Source organism: Nocardiopsis sp. CNS-639 (assembly GCF_000381685.1).
GTDB lineage: Bacteria > Actinomycetota > Actinomycetes > Streptosporangiales > Streptosporangiaceae > Nocardiopsis > Nocardiopsis dassonvillei.
In genome coordinates, this window is sequence record NZ_KB906867.1 from 56,758 (window position 1) to 71,846 (window position 15,089).

The window sequence follows — 15,089 nt, forward strand, 5'->3', positions numbered from 1 at the left end:
ACCAGAACACAACGCAGATCAGGCAAAGGACCCGATATGCCTCCGAAGAAGAAACTGGCCGCACTCGTCAAGGTGCAGCTCCCCGCCGGTCAGGCCACCCCGGCGCCGCCCGTCGGTACCGCGCTCGGTCCGCACGGCGTCAACATCATGGACTTCTGCAAGCAGTACAACGCTGCCACGGAGTCCCAGCGCGGCAACGTCATCCCCGTCGAGATCTCCATCTACGAGGACCGTTCCTTCAGCTTCGTCACCAAGACGCCTCCGGCGCCGAAGCTGATCCTGAAGGCCGCCGGTCTGGACAAGGCCGCGACCGACCCGGGCCGCAGCACCGCCGGTTCCATCACCGCCGAGCAGGTCCGCGAGATCGCGCAGACCAAGCTGCCCGACCTCAACACCGAGGACATCGAGGCCGCCGCCAAGATCGTCGCCGGTACCGCCCGCTCGATGGGCATCGAGGTCAAGTAGTCCCCGCACGGTGGCACCGGTCCGCGGAGGACCGGAGCGACCGGGGACGCTCGACGTTCAAGAACCACCGTGGCAGGGCCAGGCGCTGGCCCGGTGACCACACGTTCCCCAGGAGAACAGAGTGAAGCGCAGCAAGAACCACCGCAAAGCCAGCCAGCAGGTGGACCGTGACAAGCTCTACGGCCCCGCCGAGGCCGTGAAGCTCGCCAAGGAGACCTCCACCGTCAAGTTCGACGCGACCGTCGAGGTCGCCCTGCGCCTGGGCGTCGACCCGCGCAAGGCCGACCAGATGGTCCGCGGCACCGTGAACCTGCCGAACGGCACCGGCAAGACCGCTCGGGTCCTGGTCTTCGCGACCGGTGAGCGTGCCGAGCAGGCTCTCGCGGCTGGCGCCGACATCATCGGCGACGACGAGATGATCGAGAAGGTCTCGAAGGGCTTCACCGACTTCGACGCCGTCGTGGCCACCCCGGACCTCATGGGCAAGGTCGGCCGCCTCGGCCGCGTGCTCGGTCCGCGCGGCCTGATGCCGAACCCGAAGACCGGCACCGTCACCCCCGACGTCGCCAAGGCCGTCACCGACATCAAGGGCGGCAAGATCGAGTTCCGCGTGGACCGCCACGGGAACCTGCACTTCATCATCGGCAAGGCCTCCTTCGACGACCAGAAGCTCCTGGAGAACTACCAGGCCGCGATCGACGAGGTGAACCGCCTCAAGCCGTCCGCCGCCAAGGGCCGCTACATCAAGAAGGCCGTGGTCTCCACGTCCATGGGCCCGAGCATCCCGCTCGAGGTCTAGCCTTCGCGGCTGCCCAGCGCAGACGAGAGCGGCCCCCGCAGTCCGAGAGGACGGCGGGGGCCGCTCCGCTTCTCCCGGGGCTTGTCCGGCCGCCTCACGGCGGCCGGACAAGCCCCGGGGTGTCCCAGCGCCTACCTGTCGGTGATCTCGTCCTCGGCGGGCATCTCGAAGGAGGTCTCACCCAGGTTGGAGAAGACCATCGAGATGTCGGCCTCCTCGTCGGAGAAGTCCAAGCGCATCGGGAAGCCGTCGTCGGCCACCCAGACGGACACGTCGACGGATCCGCTGACGCCGCCCAGCAGCTCGTTGACGGCGTCCTGCTGCTCCTGGTTCAGGGCCTCGACGTCCTCGCCGGTCATCGTGCCCTCGATGAGGGTGGTCGAGACGCCGCTGATCTCCTCGGCGCCCGTCTCCTCGATCTGCTCGATCTCCGCGAACGCCCCCACGATGTCGGGGAGCGCGTTGATGTCGAACATCTCCTCCGGGGCGATCTGGTCGGTGTCCTGGGCGCCGCGGACCCAGGCGGTGTCGACCTCCTGGAGGCCGTTGTGGTTGGAGACGAGGGCGTCGCCCTCCGCCGGGATGATGACGATGGACGTGCCGATCTCCTCGGCGGTCAGGCCCAGATCCTGGCCGGACACCGCAGCCAGCTCCAGGAGCATCTCGCCCATCGAGGGCATGACCATGGTGACCTTGGCCGCCTGCGGGTCCTCCATGACCTCGTAGGTCATGTCCATGTCGATGTCGCCCATGTCCGGGTCGGGCATGACCATCGAGATGTCGAGGGTGTAGTTCTCGATGTCCTGGGTGCTCGCTCCGAGACCGGCGACCAGGTCCAGGACGCTGCCGCCACCGCCCTCCTCGGGCGACTCGGCCGCCGCCTCGGCGGGCTCCTCCTCCGCGGCGCCTCCGCCGCAGGCGGTGAGGGACAGAGCGAGGGTGCCGGCGGAGATCAGGACCGGCATACGGGTCTTCACGGGGTGTTCGCCTTCTTCTTTTGTGCGGGGGACACGGGCACGACTGGGAGCGGGGGTGCCCGGTAGCGTCATGCTGCCACGTCGGAGGGACATTCCGGTCCCTGCCGGTTCCTCCGCGCGGCCACCGATTCGACGTCGGCCGCGCCCCGGCGATTCCGCGCCCGCGGGGGAGTGAGCGCGATCACGGTTTCGGCCCCCCGGTGCGGAACGGGGGCTCCCGAGCGTGCGGTACGATGGGTTCTTGCCGAAGACCGCTGGTCGTCACCCGAACGGGTGACCTAAGGGCCCATCCGCGATGGGCGCCCGCGCAGGTGTCACAAGAGCTTCCCGTTCCACGCCGCGCCCCGCGCGGCCCCCGGAACGCGGTCATGCCCCGTGCGCCTCGCGCCCGGGGCTTTTTCTCGTGCTGACGCCGATCGCCCGGGCCCTTGGAGTCAACCAGCGTTCAATGTTGGAAGGAGTCCCATGGCGAGGCCGGACAAGGCAGCCGCGGTCGCCGAACTCACGGGCGAGTTCCGTGAGTCGAACGGCGCCGTGCTGACCGAATACCGGGGGCTCACTGTCGCGCAGATCACTGAACTGCGTCGCAGCCTCGGCCAGAGCGCGCGTTTTCGCATCGTCAAGAACACGCTGACCAAGATCGCGGTCACGGAGGCCGGTGTCGACGAGCAGGTCAAGGACCTGCTCGAGGGCCCGTCCGCCATCGCCTTCGTCCACGGTGACGTGGTCGAGGCCGCCAAGGGTCTGCGTGACTTCGCGAAGGCGAACTCGCCCCTGGTGATCAAGGGCGGTGTCATCGACGGCAAGTCGATGAGCGCCGACGACATCACCAAGCTGGCCGATCTGGAGTCCCGCGAGGTCATCCTCGCGAAGCTGGCGGGTGCGCTCAAGGCCAAGCAGGGCCAGGCCGCCGCCGTCTTCCAGGCGCTTCCCTCCAAGACTGTGCGTCTCGCGCAGGCCCTGGCGGACAAGCGCTCCCAGGAAGCCGCCTGACCTTTTTGAAACCCGCCGGGCGCCGAGGGCGCTCGGACACTGACTCGCACGCGGGCCCGACAGGACCGCGTGTCCGCAGAGAAAGAGAGATCGCACCATGGCGAAGCTCAGCAACGAGGACCTGCTTGCCGCGTTCGAGGAGATGACCCTTCTCGAGCTGGCCGACTTCGTGAAGCTCTTCGAGGACAAGTTCGACGTCACCGCCGCCGCTCCGGCCGCCGTGGCCGTCGCCGCTCCCGGCCAGGGTGGCGGCGGCGCCGCCGAGGCCGAGGAGAAGGACGAGTTCGACGTCATCCTCGAGGGCGCTGGCGACAAGAAGATCCAGGTCATCAAGGAGGTCCGCGGCCTCACGAGCCTGGGCCTCAAGGAGGCCAAGGACCTGGTCGACAACGCTCCCAAGCCGCTGCTGGAGGGCGTCAACAAGGAGACGGCCGAGAAGGCCAAGGCCGCTCTCGAGGGCGCTGGCGCCTCCGTCACCCTCAAGTAGTCCCACGCGGGCCGCTGAGCGCCCGCTGGCCTGCTTCCGGCGGCCGTCCCTCCTTCCGGGGAGGGGCGGCCGCCTTCGTGCGTCCTGGAACCCCTCACCGGCTCCGGGCGGCCCTCCCGCGCCCCCTCCGGCCCGCGCTCCTCCGCGCTCCGGTCCGGGACCGCGGCGCCCCCGCGGCCCTTCCCTTCCCCGCGCCCCGGGCCGGTGCCCGCCGTGTCCCGCGCCCGCCGTGCTCCCCGCCACGGGGTCCTTGCCTTTCCCCGCGCCCCGTGTCGGTGCCCGCCGTGTTCTCCGCCCCGCCGCCCGGCCCCAGGCCCGCGGCGCCTCCGACGGCGCGCTGACCTGGGGCGGGCCCGGAGTCCTTTCCCCGCGCCCCGCCGTGTCCGTCACCGCTCGCCCCGTCCCCTGTGCGAAGCTGAGGGGGATCCGGCAGGTCCCGGAACCGGGGGTGCGTGTGCGAACTGTCCCCCGGACGCGCTAATCTCCCGTCCCGGGAAACCCGCTGAGGCCCGGAGGACGTGTTTACCCGCCTGAGGCGGGGGAATCCTTCGGATGTCGTTGGCTCCCGACCCCCGGGCCAGGGCAGGCGCACCAGTCCACCGACGAGGTCACCCGACCGTTCCGGGCAGCCGGAATCCGGGCTCCTCCGCCGGGAGCGGGCTTGACGGATCGCCCTCCAGGGGTGATCCTGCCGGTGTCGTGAGTGGCGCTGTGGACCGTGAGTGGACAGCGGTGTGGTGTTCGGCTACACTGCTCTTTTGCGCTGCCCTTTGGTGATCCCTGTGCCGGTGAAGGCTGCCGCCACTCCATTTTTCCGGACATTCCGGTGGCCCGCTCCCGCTCGATGTGACCGTCTCAACCGCGTTGCGGCGGTCCTTCTCGTGACGGATCGTCTGGCGTGCGCGCTTCAACCGCCACAAGCCTTCGGAAGGACCCCTGTTGGCAGCCTCGCGCAACGCCTCCGCTAACGCCCTTGGTCCGCACCGCGTTTCCTTCGCCCGTATCCAGGAACCACTGGAGGTCCCGAACCTCCTCGCCCTTCAGACCGAGTCGTTCGACTGGCTGCTGGGCAACGACAGGTGGAAGACCCGGGTTGAGACGGCCCGAAACGCTGGCCGCAAGGACGTTCCGGAGCAGTCCGGTCTCGAAGAGATCTTCGAGGAGATCAGCCCGATCGAGGACTTCTCGGGCACGATGTCCCTGTCGTTCCGCGACCACCGGTTCGAGCCGCCCAAGTACTCAGAGGATGAGTGCAAGGACAGGGACATGACCTACTCCGCCCCGATGTTCGTCACGGCGGAGTTCATCAACAACGACACCGGTGAGATCAAGAGCCAGACGGTGTTCATGGGCGACTTCCCGCTCATGACCGAGACCGGCACCTTCATCATCAACGGCACCGAGCGCGTCGTCGTGTCCCAGCTGGTGCGCTCCCCGGGCGTGTACTTCGACAAGTCCGTCGACAAGACCTCGGACAAGGACCTCTACGGCTGCAAGGTCATCCCGTCCCGCGGCGCCTGGCTGGAGTTCGAGGTCGACAAGCGCGACTTCGTCGGCGTCCGCATCGACCGCAAGCGCAAGCAGGGCGTCACCGTCCTGCTCAAGGCGCTGGGCTGGACCACCGACCAGATCCTGGAGCGCTTCGGCCAGTACGAGTCCATCCGCAACACGCTGGAGAAGGACCCCACCGCCGGCACCGACGACGCGCTGCTGGACATCTACCGCAAGCTGCGCCCCGGCGAGCCGCCCACGAAGGAGTCGGCCCAGGCGCTGCTGGAGAACCTGTACTTCAACCCCAAGCGCTACGACCTGGCCAAGGTCGGCCGTTACAAGATCAACAAGAAGCTCGGCCTGGACACCGACTACCGGCAGGGCACCCTCACCGAAGAGGACATCGTCGCCACGATCGACTACCTCGTCCGCCTGCACGCGGGTGAGACCGAGAAGGAGACCGTCAACGGTCCCCGTCCGATCGAGACCGACGACATCGACCACTTCGGCAACCGCCGCCTGCGCACCGTCGGAGAGCTCATCCAGAACCAGGTCCGCCTGGGCCTGGCCCGCATGGAGCGCGTCGTCCGCGAGCGGATGACCACCCAGGACGTCGAGGCGATCACGCCGCAGACCCTGATCAACATCCGTCCGGTCGTGGCCTCCATCAAGGAGTTCTTCGGCACCTCGCAGCTGTCGCAGTTCATGGGCCAGACCAACCCGCTGGAGGGCCTGACGCACAAGCGCCGCCTCTCCGCGCTGGGCCCGGGCGGCCTGTCCCGCGAGCGCGCGGGCTTCGAGGTCCGCGACGTGCACCCCTCGCACTACGGCCGCATGTGCCCGATCGAGACGCCCGAGGGACCGAACATCGGTCTGATCGGCTCGCTCGCCGCCTACGGCCGGGTCAACTCCTTCGGCTTCGTGGAGACCCCGTACCGCCGCATCATCGACGGCAAGGTCTCCGACCAGGTCGACTACCTGACCGCGGACGAGGAGGACCTCCACGTCATCGCGCAGGCCAACACGCCGATGAACCCCGACGGCTCCTTCGCCGAGGCCGGTGTGCTCGTGCGCCGCAAGGGCGGTGAGTTCGAGCAGGTCAGCACGGACGAGGTCGACTACATGGACGTGTCGCCGCGCCAGATGGTGTCGGTCGCCACCGCCATGATCCCGTTCCTGGAGCACGACGACGCCAACCGCGCCCTCATGGGCTCGAACATGCAGCGCCAGGCCGTGCCGCTGCTCATGGCCGAGTCGCCGTTCGTCGGCACCGGCATGGAGTACCGCGCCGCCACCGACGCCGGTGAGGTCGTCCTGGCGCAGAAGGCCGGTGTCGTCGAGGACGTCACCGCCGACTACGTCACCGTCATGGCCGACGACGGCACGCGCAAGACGTACCGCATGGGCAAGTTCCAGCGCTCCAACCAGGGCACCTGCTTCAACCAGCGGCCGATCGTGGCCGAGGGCCAGCGGGTCGAGGAGCGCCAGGTCCTCGCGGACGGCCCCTCCACCGACCAGGGTGAGATGTCGCTGGGCAAGAACCTGCTCGTGGCGTACATGTCCTGGGAGGGCCACAACTACGAGGACGCGATCATCCTCTCCCAGCGCCTGGTGCAGGACGACGTCCTGTCCTCGATCCACATCGAGGAGCACGAGGTCGACGCCCGCGACACCAAGCTGGGCCCGGAGGAGATCACCCGCGAGATCCCCAACGTCAGCGAGGAGGTCCTGGCCGACCTCGACGACCGGGGCATCATCCGCATCGGCGCCGAGGTCGTGGACGGCGACATCCTCGTCGGCAAGGTCACGCCCAAGGGCGAGACCGAGCTGACCCCGGAGGAGCGCCTGCTGCGCGCGATCTTCGGCGAGAAGGCGCGCGAGGTCCGCGACACCTCGCTCAAGGTGCCGCACGGCGAGACCGGCAAGGTCATCGGCGTCCGCGTGTTCAGCCGCGAGGACGGCGACGAGCTCGCCCCCGGCGTCAACGAGATGGTCCGCGTCTACGTGGCCCAGAAGCGCAAGATCACCGACGGTGACAAGCTCGCGGGCCGCCACGGCAACAAGGGCGTCATCTCCAAGATCCTGCCCCAGGAGGACATGCCCTTCCTGGAGGACGGGACGCCGGTCGACATCATCCTCAACCCGCTGGGCGTGCCCGGCCGTATGAACGTCGGCCAGGTCCTGGAGGTCCACCTGGGCTGGCTGGCCAAGAACGGCTGGCTGGTCGAGGGGGTCGAGGAGGAGTGGCAGAAGTCGCTGGAGGCCATCGGCGCCACCGACGTGCCGCCGGACTCCCGCGTGGCCACGCCGGTCTTCGACGGCCTGCGCGGCGACGAGCTCAGCGGCCTGATCAGGTCGGTGCGCCCCAACGCGGACGGCAACCGCCTGATCAACGAGGACGGCAAGGCGCGCCTGTTCGACGGCCGCACCGGCGAGCCCTTCGCCGAGCCGATCTCCGTCGGCTACAAGTACATCCTCAAGCTCCACCACCTCGTGGACGACAAGATCCACGCGCGCTCCACCGGCCCGTACTCCATGATCACCCAGCAGCCGCTGGGCGGTAAGGCGCAGTTCGGCGGTCAGCGCTTCGGTGAGATGGAGGTGTGGGCGCTGGAGGCCTACGGCGCCGCCTACGCCCTCCAGGAGCTGCTCACCATCAAGTCCGACGACGTGGTGGGCCGGGTCAAGGTCTACGAGGCCATCGTCAAGGGCGAGAACATCCCCGAGCCGGGCATCCCTGAGTCCTTCAAGGTGCTCATCAAGGAGATGCAGTCGCTCTGTCTGAACGTGGAGGTGCTGTCCAGTGACGGTATGTCCATCGAGATGCGGGACAGCGACGAGGACGTCTTCCGCGCGGCGGAAGAACTGGGAATCGACCTGGGTCGGCGGGAGCCGAGCAGTGTCGAAGAGGTCTAACTTCCGCATTCTTCGAGAGCAGGGGACGAATTAAGTGCTCGACGTCAACTTCTTCGACGAGCTGCGCATCGGCCTGGCCACGGCCGACGACATCCGCCAGTGGTCGCACGGCGAGGTCAAGAAGCCCGAGACCATCAACTACCGCACCCTCAAGCCCGAGAAGGACGGACTCTTCTGCGAGAAGATCTTCGGTCCGACCCGTGACTGGGAGTGCTACTGCGGCAAGTACAAGCGCGTCCGCTTCAAGGGCATCATCTGTGAGCGCTGCGGCGTCGAGGTGACCCGTGCCAAGGTGCGCCGTGAGCGGATGGGCCACATCGAGCTGGCCGCTCCCGTCACGCACATCTGGTACTTCAAGGGCGTGCCCTCCCGCCTGGGCTACCTGCTGGACCTGGCGCCGAAGGATCTCGAGAAGATCATCTACTTCGCCGCCTACATGGTCACGTGGGTGGACACCGAGGCCCGTGAGCGCGACCTCCAGTCCCTGGAGGCGCGGATCTCGGTCGAGAAACAGCACCTGGAGCAGCGCCGCGACTCCACCGTCGAGGACCGCCACCGCAAGCTGGAGGCCGACCTCGCCGAGCTGGAGGAGCAGGGGGCCAAGGGCGACGCCCGCCGCAAGGTGCGCGAGGGCGCCGAGCGCGAGATGCGCCAGCTGCGCGACCGCGCCCAGCGTGAGATCGACCGCCTCGACGAGGTCTGGAACCGGTTCAAGAACCTCAAGGTCCAGGACCTCGAGGGCGACGAGATGCTCTACCGCGAGATGCGGGACCGCTTCGGCAAGTACTTCCGCGGCGGCATGGGCGCCCAGGCCATCCAGGACCGGCTGGCCAACTTCGAGCTGGACGTGGAGGCCGAGAGGCTCCGGGAGATCATCCGCACCGGCAAGGGCCAGAAGAAGGCCCGCGCCCTGAAGCGGCTCAAGGTCGTCTCGGCGTTCCTCAACACCACCAACAGCCCCATGGGCATGGTGCTGGACTGCATCCCGGTCATCCCGCCGGACCTGCGTCCGATGGTGCAGCTGGACGGTGGCCGCTTCGCGACCTCCGACCTCAACGACCTGTACCGCCGTGTCATCAACCGCAACAACCGCCTCAAGCGGCTGCTCGACCTCGGCGCGCCCGAGATCATCGTCAACAACGAGAAGCGGATGCTCCAGGAGGCCGTCGACGCGCTGTTCGACAACGGCCGCCGGGGCCGCCCGGTCACCGGTCCGGGCAACCGTCCGCTCAAGTCGCTGTCCGACATGCTCAAGGGCAAGCAGGGCCGCTTCCGCCAGAACCTGCTGGGCAAGCGCGTCGACTACTCCGGCCGTTCGGTCATCGTCGTCGGCCCGCAGCTCAAGCTGCACCAGTGCGGCCTGCCCAAGCAGATGGCGCTGGAGCTGTTCAAGCCCTTCGTGATGAAGCGCCTGGTGGACCTGAACCACGCGCAGAACATCAAGAGCGCCAAGCGCATGGTCGAGCGGTCCCGCCCGGTCGTGTGGGACGTCCTCGAAGAGGTCATCACCGAGCACCCGGTTCTGCTCAACCGCGCCCCGACGCTGCACCGCCTGGGCATCCAGGCCTTCGAGCCGCAGCTGGTCGAGGGCAAGGCCATCCAGATCCACCCGCTCGTGTGCACGGCGTTCAACGCCGACTTCGACGGCGACCAGATGGCCGTGCACCTGCCGCTGTCCGCCGAGGCCCAGGCCGAGGCGCGGCTGCTGATGCTGGCCACCAACAACATCCTCAAGCCGTCCGACGGCAAACCCGTGACCATGCCCACCCAGGACATGATCATCGGCCTGTTCTACCTGACGACGGAGAAGCTCGGAGCCAAGGGCGAGGGGCGCTCGTTCCTCTCCCCGGCCGAGGGCATCATGGCCTACGACCTGGGGGACCTCGACCTCCAGGCGAGGATCAAGCTCCGGATCGCCGACGGCGCCCCGGCGCCGAAGGACTGGACGCCGCCGGAGGGCTGGACGCCGGGGGAGCCGTACACCCTGGAGACCACCCTGGGTCGGTACCTGTTCAACGAGACCACCCCGGTCGACTACCCGTACGTCAACTTCCAGGTGGGCAAGAAGCAGGTCTCGACGCTGGTCAACGACCTCGCCGAGAACTACCCCAAGGTCCAGGTCGCCACGACGCTGGACGCCCTCAAGGACGCCGGTTACCACTGGGCCACCCGGTCCGGTCTGACCATCGGCATCGAGGACGTCGTCGCGCCGCCGCGCAAGACCGAGATCCTGGAGGGGTACGAGCGCAAGGCGGACAAGATCCAGCGCGAGTACGACCGCGGTCTCATCACCGACGACGAGCGCCGTCAGGAGCTCACCGAGGTGTGGACCCAGGCGACCACCGAGGTCGCCCAGGACATGGAGAGGAACTTCCCCGCCGACAACCCGGTGTGGATGATGGTCCAGTCCGGTGCCCGAGGCAACCCGATGCAGGTGCGCCAGATCGCGGGTATCCGCGGCCTGGTCTCCAACACCAAGGGTGAGACGATCCCGCGTCCGATCAAGTCCTCCTACCGCGAGGGCCTGTCCGTGCTGGAGTACTTCATCTCCACGCACGGTCAGCGCAAGGGCCTGGCCGACACCGCCCTGCGTACCGCCGACTCGGGTTACCTGACCCGTCGTCTGGTGGACGTGGCGCAGGACGTCATCGTCCGCGAGATCGACTGCGGCACGGAGCGCTCGCTCTGGCACGAGATCGGCGAGAAGAACGCCGCCGGCGTCGTCGTGCGCAAGCACAACGTCGAGAACACCGGTTTCGGCAGGACCATCGCCGAGGACGCGGTGGACGCGGAGGGCAACGTCGTCCTCCCCGCCCTGAGCGACACCTCCGAGCAGAACATCGACAAGCTCATCGAGGCCGGGATCACCCGCGTCCGCGTGCGCTCGTCGCTGGTCTGCGAGGCCAAGATCGGCGTCTGCACCACCTGCTACGGCCGCTCCATGGCGACCGGCAAGCCGGTGGACGTCGGTGAGGCGATCGGTATCATCGCGGCCCAGTCCATCGGTGAGCCCGGCACCCAGCTGACCATGCGTACCTTCCACATGGGTGGTTCGGCCGGTCAGGACATCACCCACGGTCTGCCCCGTGTCCAGGAGCTCTTCGAGGCCCGCATCCCCAAGGGTGTGGCCCCGATCTCCGAGATGGAGGGCCGGATCCGGATCGACGACACCGAGAAGAGCCGCAAGATCGTCGTCATCCCCGACGACGGCACGGACGAGATCGCCTACCCGGTCCCGATGCGCGCCCAGCTGCTCGTCACCGACGGCGACCACGTCAAGGTCGGCCAGCAGCTGATCCAGGGTGCGATCAACCCGCACGAGGTCCTGCGCATCCAGGGCCCGCGCGCGGTGCAGCAGCACCTGGTGTCCGAGGTCCAGGAGGTGTACAAGTCGCAGGGTGTGTCCATCCACGACAAGCACATCGAGATCATCGTCCGCCAGATGCTCAAACGGGTGAACATCCTGGAGTCGGGCGACACCGAGCTGCTGCCCGGTGAGATGGTCGAGCGGCCGAAGTTCGAGCGGATCAACCGCCGCGTCGTGTCCGAGGGCGGCCAGCCCGCGGCCGGGCGTCCGGTGCTGCTGGGTATCACCAAGGCCTCGCTGGCCACGGAGTCCTGGCTGTCCGCGGCCTCCTTCCAGGAGACCACCCGGGTGCTCACCGAGAACGCGATCCACGGCAAGAGCGACCCGCTCCTCGGCCTCAAGGAGAACGTCATCATCGGTAAGCTCATCCCGGCCGGTACCGGCATTCCGCAGTACCGCAACATCCGGGTGGAGCCGACCGAGGAGGCCAAGGCCTCGATGTACTCGGTCTCCGGGTACGAGGAGCCGAGCGAGTACACCTTCGGACAGGGTTCGGGCGAGGCCGTCCCGCTGGAGGAGTACGACTTCGGACCGTACAACCGGTAGAAGCGGTTTGCTTGACTGACGGCGGCGGTATGCCACCCCTCGCGGGGGGTGGTACCGCCGCCGTTCCGCGCACAGGGTCCGCTGACGCGGACGGAAGACGGCGCTACTGCGCTGGCGGGAGAGGCACAGGTGACTGACAACGGGGGCGAACGGCGGGACTCCGACGCGGAGGACTCGTGGTTCAAGCCGAGCGAGAACCGCTACCGCACACAGTCGGACTACCAGGACCCGCTCGAATCCGAGGGGACCGCTGACACGGTCTTCCCGGACAGCGGGGGGTACGCGGGGCTGAGTTCGTCCCGTCCGGCCATGGTGGAGCCCTATCCGGAGGCGCTGGGCGGACCGCCGCCCCCCGTCTCCCACGGGATCTCCTACCCGGGCGCCGGGTCCGCGGCCTACCAGCCGCTGACCAGGGTTCCGGGGGAGGCCGAGGAGCCCTCCCTGCCGAGCGTCGCGGCCAGCGCCCAGGTGCCGCTCCCGTCGGAGCGGGGCACCGACCGACCCGAGGCCTGGTCCGACGGTCCCCAGACCCAGGAGATCCCCGCGCTGAACGACCGGGACGCCCCGGACGCCGGACAGCCCCGGGACGAGCCCTCCTCCGCACCCGGCTCCTCCGCGGCCGCCGAACAGTCGTGGGGTTCCGGCGCACCGCTGGACGACGACCGGAACGCGCCCTCCTGGGAGGCGCCGTCCGACACCGTCGGCGGCGCGCGCGGCTCCGCGGCCTGGGACGCCGACGCCCCCGCCCGCGGCGATGACCGCGGTGCGGCGGCGCCGTGGCCCGACCCTCCCGCGACCGCGGGTTCGGCGCAGGGCGGTCCGGCCGACGGGCCCCGGTCCTGGGACACCCCGGCCTCCGGTGCGTCCGGTCAGCCGTGGGACGACGCTTCCGCCTCCGGTGTGTCCGGTGGCCAGCCCTGGGAGGACGCTCCGGTCGCCGATCGGCGCGATCCGCTCGACGACGGTCTCGGCACGGCCTCGTGGGACGCCCCGGCCTCCGCTGCGGCGGGCGCCGCCGCTGCCCGGCCGTGGGAGGACGACACTCGCTCTTCCTCTTCCTGGGACGCCGACGCCCCCGTCCGCGGGGATGACCGCGGTGCGTCGGCTCCGTGGTCGGACTCCCCCGGAACCGGTGGTTCCTTGGAGGGCGGTCCGGCCGGGGGATCCCGGCCCTGGGACACTCCGTCCCCCTCCGCGCCTGGTCAGCCCTGGGAGGACGCCCCGGCCCGTGGTCGGGACACCGCCGACGACGGTCTGGGTCCCGCGTCGTGGGAGGCCCCCTCCTCCGGTGTGTCCGGTGGCCAGCCCTGGGAGGACGCTCCGGTCGCCGATCGGCGCGATCCGCTCGACGACGGTCTCGGCACGGCCTCGTGGGACGCTCCGGCCTCCGCTGCGGCGGGCGCCGCCGCTGCCCGGCCGTGGGAGGACGAGACCCGTTCGCCCTCCTCCTGGGACGTCGACGCTCCCGGCGGCAGCGACCGGGACCCCGCTCCCTGGCAGGAGGCCTCCGGCAGCGGCGGCCCGGCGGAGGGCACCCGGCCCTGGGACACCGGCTCCGCCGGTGACCGCGGCACCTGGAACACCGACCGGGGTGCCCAGCCCTGGGACGACGCCCCCGCGGGCGGTACGCGCGACCCGCTCGACGACGGTCTGGGCCCCGCGTCCTGGGAAGCCCCGGCCTCCGGTGCGTCCGGCCAGCAGCGGGGCGGTCAGCCCTGGGAGGACGGCACACGCGCCTCCTCCGGCTGGGACGACGACGCTCCCGTCCGCGACCGCGGCCCGGCCTCATGGACCGACGTGCCCGGACCCGACGGCAGTTCCTGGGACGACGACGCCCCGGCGGACCGGCCCTGGGACGACCGCGCCCCCCGGCACGGGGCCGGCGAGCGCGGTGCCGACGCCTGGGACGACCGCCCCTACGACGACGACCCCCTCGGGGGAGACCGCGCACGCGGCCGCTCCTGGGACGACGACGAACTCGGCGGCGACTTCCGGGGCGCCGACAGCACCCCCATGGGCGCCGACGCCCCCGACGCCTGGGAGCCCTCCGGCCGCAACGGCGACCGGTCCGGCGCGGACTCCGGCGGCTCGTGGGGCGACGGGTACGGCGACGAGCTCTCGCCCTCCGGGCTGGGTACGGGCAGCGGCAACACCTGGGCGTTCGACCGCAACGACCCCCGGCTGCCGGACGTGGTCCGCGAGGCGGAGCAGCGCCGCAGGGAGTCCTCCTCCGGACGGGCCGAGACCGTCGACTGGGGAGGCCCCGACACCGGTGAGCTCTCCGCGGCGGTCCCCGGCGCGGACGACCCCCTGGGCGCGATCGCCGACATGCAGTCGCGCGCCCGGTCCAGGGACCAGGACCTGCCGGACGACCCCGGCGGGGCCACCCAGATGTTCGACGCCCGCGCCCTGGCCGGGGAGGGGGGCTGGGAGGACGACGACGAGTTCCGGCGCGACCTCCCCCCGCGCGGTGACGACGGGGCGGACTACGGCCACTACGACGACGACCCCGAAGGGCCGGAGTACGGCCACGACGGGGACGTGGACCGGCCGGAGCCGGAGTACGCCTACGACGACGACCCCGAGCCCCGCGGTGACGAGCGCGACGACCGCGATGACCGCGACGACCCCGAGTACGAGGACGGGTTCACCCCGGCCGACTACGGGATGCCCGCCGCCCCGGCGGGCCGCAGCAAGCGCCGCAAGGACCCGATCGCCGACGAGTTCCCCGGCTTCGGCGACCGCCCCCTGGGCGGCGAGGCCGGTGACGCCTACCCCGGCTACGACAGCATCGACTTCCTCGCCGACACCGAGCGGGGAGCGATGCTCACCCTGTGGCTGGGCGTGGCCTCGCTGCTGCCCGGCGTGGGTCTGGTCACGGCCGTCCTGGCCCTTCTGGTCACCGGGCCCAAGGCCAAGAGGGCGATCCGCGAGTCCCGCGGGCAGCTCGACGGCCTCGGTCTGATCACGACCGGAACGGTCTTCGCCGTCGTCGGCATCCTGGTGACGGTGATCTCCGTCGCCCTCTGGCTGGTCCTGTAGCGCGAC

At 69.8% G+C, this 15,089-nt stretch carries 8 protein-coding genes; 7 read left to right on the top strand and 1 reads right to left on the bottom strand.

Annotated features, from left to right (window positions below):
- Positions 1–36: 36 nt before the first annotated feature.
- Together rplK and rplA are read left to right on the top strand one after the other, a co-directional pair.
- Positions 37–465 (top strand): 50S ribosomal protein L11, encoded by a 429-nt coding sequence (gene rplK, locus G011_RS0120270; protein ID WP_013156098.1) that lies wholly within the window; start codon positions 37–39, stop codon positions 463–465.
- A 121-nt stretch (positions 466–586) separates the two neighbouring features.
- Positions 587–1,264, top strand: a complete 678-nt coding sequence (gene rplA / locus G011_RS0120275; RefSeq protein WP_013156099.1) for a 50S ribosomal protein L1 — start codon at positions 587–589, stop codon at positions 1,262–1,264.
- Between the two features lie 131 nt (positions 1,265–1,395).
- Here the strand turns inward: rplA and G011_RS0120280 are convergent, their stop codons facing one another.
- Positions 1,396–2,241 carry a hypothetical protein gene (locus G011_RS0120280; protein WP_231391542.1) on the bottom strand — a complete coding sequence of 282 codons (846 nt, stop codon included), beginning with the start codon at positions 2,239–2,241 and terminating at the stop codon, positions 1,396–1,398.
- 465 nt (positions 2,242–2,706) lie between these two features.
- Here G011_RS0120280 and rplJ point away from each other — a divergent pair, with 465 nt between their 5' ends.
- The 5 genes from rplJ to G011_RS0120305 all read left to right on the top strand — a co-directional run bounded on the left by rplJ (position 2,707) and on the right by G011_RS0120305 (position 15,083).
- Complete coding sequence (rplJ, locus tag G011_RS0120285; RefSeq protein ID WP_013156102.1) at positions 2,707–3,234, top strand: 50S ribosomal protein L10; 528 nt, start codon at positions 2,707–2,709, stop codon at positions 3,232–3,234.
- A gap of 97 nt (positions 3,235–3,331) precedes the next feature.
- Positions 3,332–3,721 (top strand): 50S ribosomal protein L7/L12, encoded by a 390-nt coding sequence (rplL, locus tag G011_RS0120290; protein ID WP_019610089.1) that lies wholly within the window; start codon positions 3,332–3,334, stop codon positions 3,719–3,721.
- A gap of 939 nt (positions 3,722–4,660) precedes the next feature.
- Positions 4,661–8,128 carry a DNA-directed RNA polymerase subunit beta gene (gene rpoB, locus G011_RS0120295; protein WP_019610090.1) on the top strand — a complete coding sequence of 1,156 codons (3,468 nt, stop codon included), beginning with the start codon at positions 4,661–4,663 and terminating at the stop codon, positions 8,126–8,128.
- 34 nt (positions 8,129–8,162) lie between these two features.
- Positions 8,163–12,041 carry a DNA-directed RNA polymerase subunit beta' gene (locus G011_RS0120300; protein WP_019610091.1) on the top strand — a complete coding sequence of 1,293 codons (3,879 nt, stop codon included), beginning with the start codon at positions 8,163–8,165 and terminating at the stop codon, positions 12,039–12,041.
- Between the two features lie 129 nt (positions 12,042–12,170).
- Positions 12,171–15,083, top strand: a complete 2,913-nt coding sequence (locus G011_RS0120305; protein ID WP_026338478.1) for a hypothetical protein — start codon at positions 12,171–12,173, stop codon at positions 15,081–15,083.
- Positions 15,084–15,089: the final 6 nt, after the last annotated feature.

Bases quoted from the DNA above. Each gene is read 5' to 3' on its own strand.
- rplK (WP_013156098.1), top strand. From the start codon at position 37: ATGCCTCCGAAGAAGAAACTGGCCGCACTCGTCAAGGTGCAGCTCCCC.
- rplJ (WP_013156102.1), top strand. From the start codon at position 2,707: ATGGCGAGGCCGGACAAGGCAGCCGCGGTCGCCGAACTCACGGGCGAG.
- rplL (WP_019610089.1), top strand. From the start codon at position 3,332: ATGGCGAAGCTCAGCAACGAGGACCTGCTTGCCGCGTTCGAGGAGATG.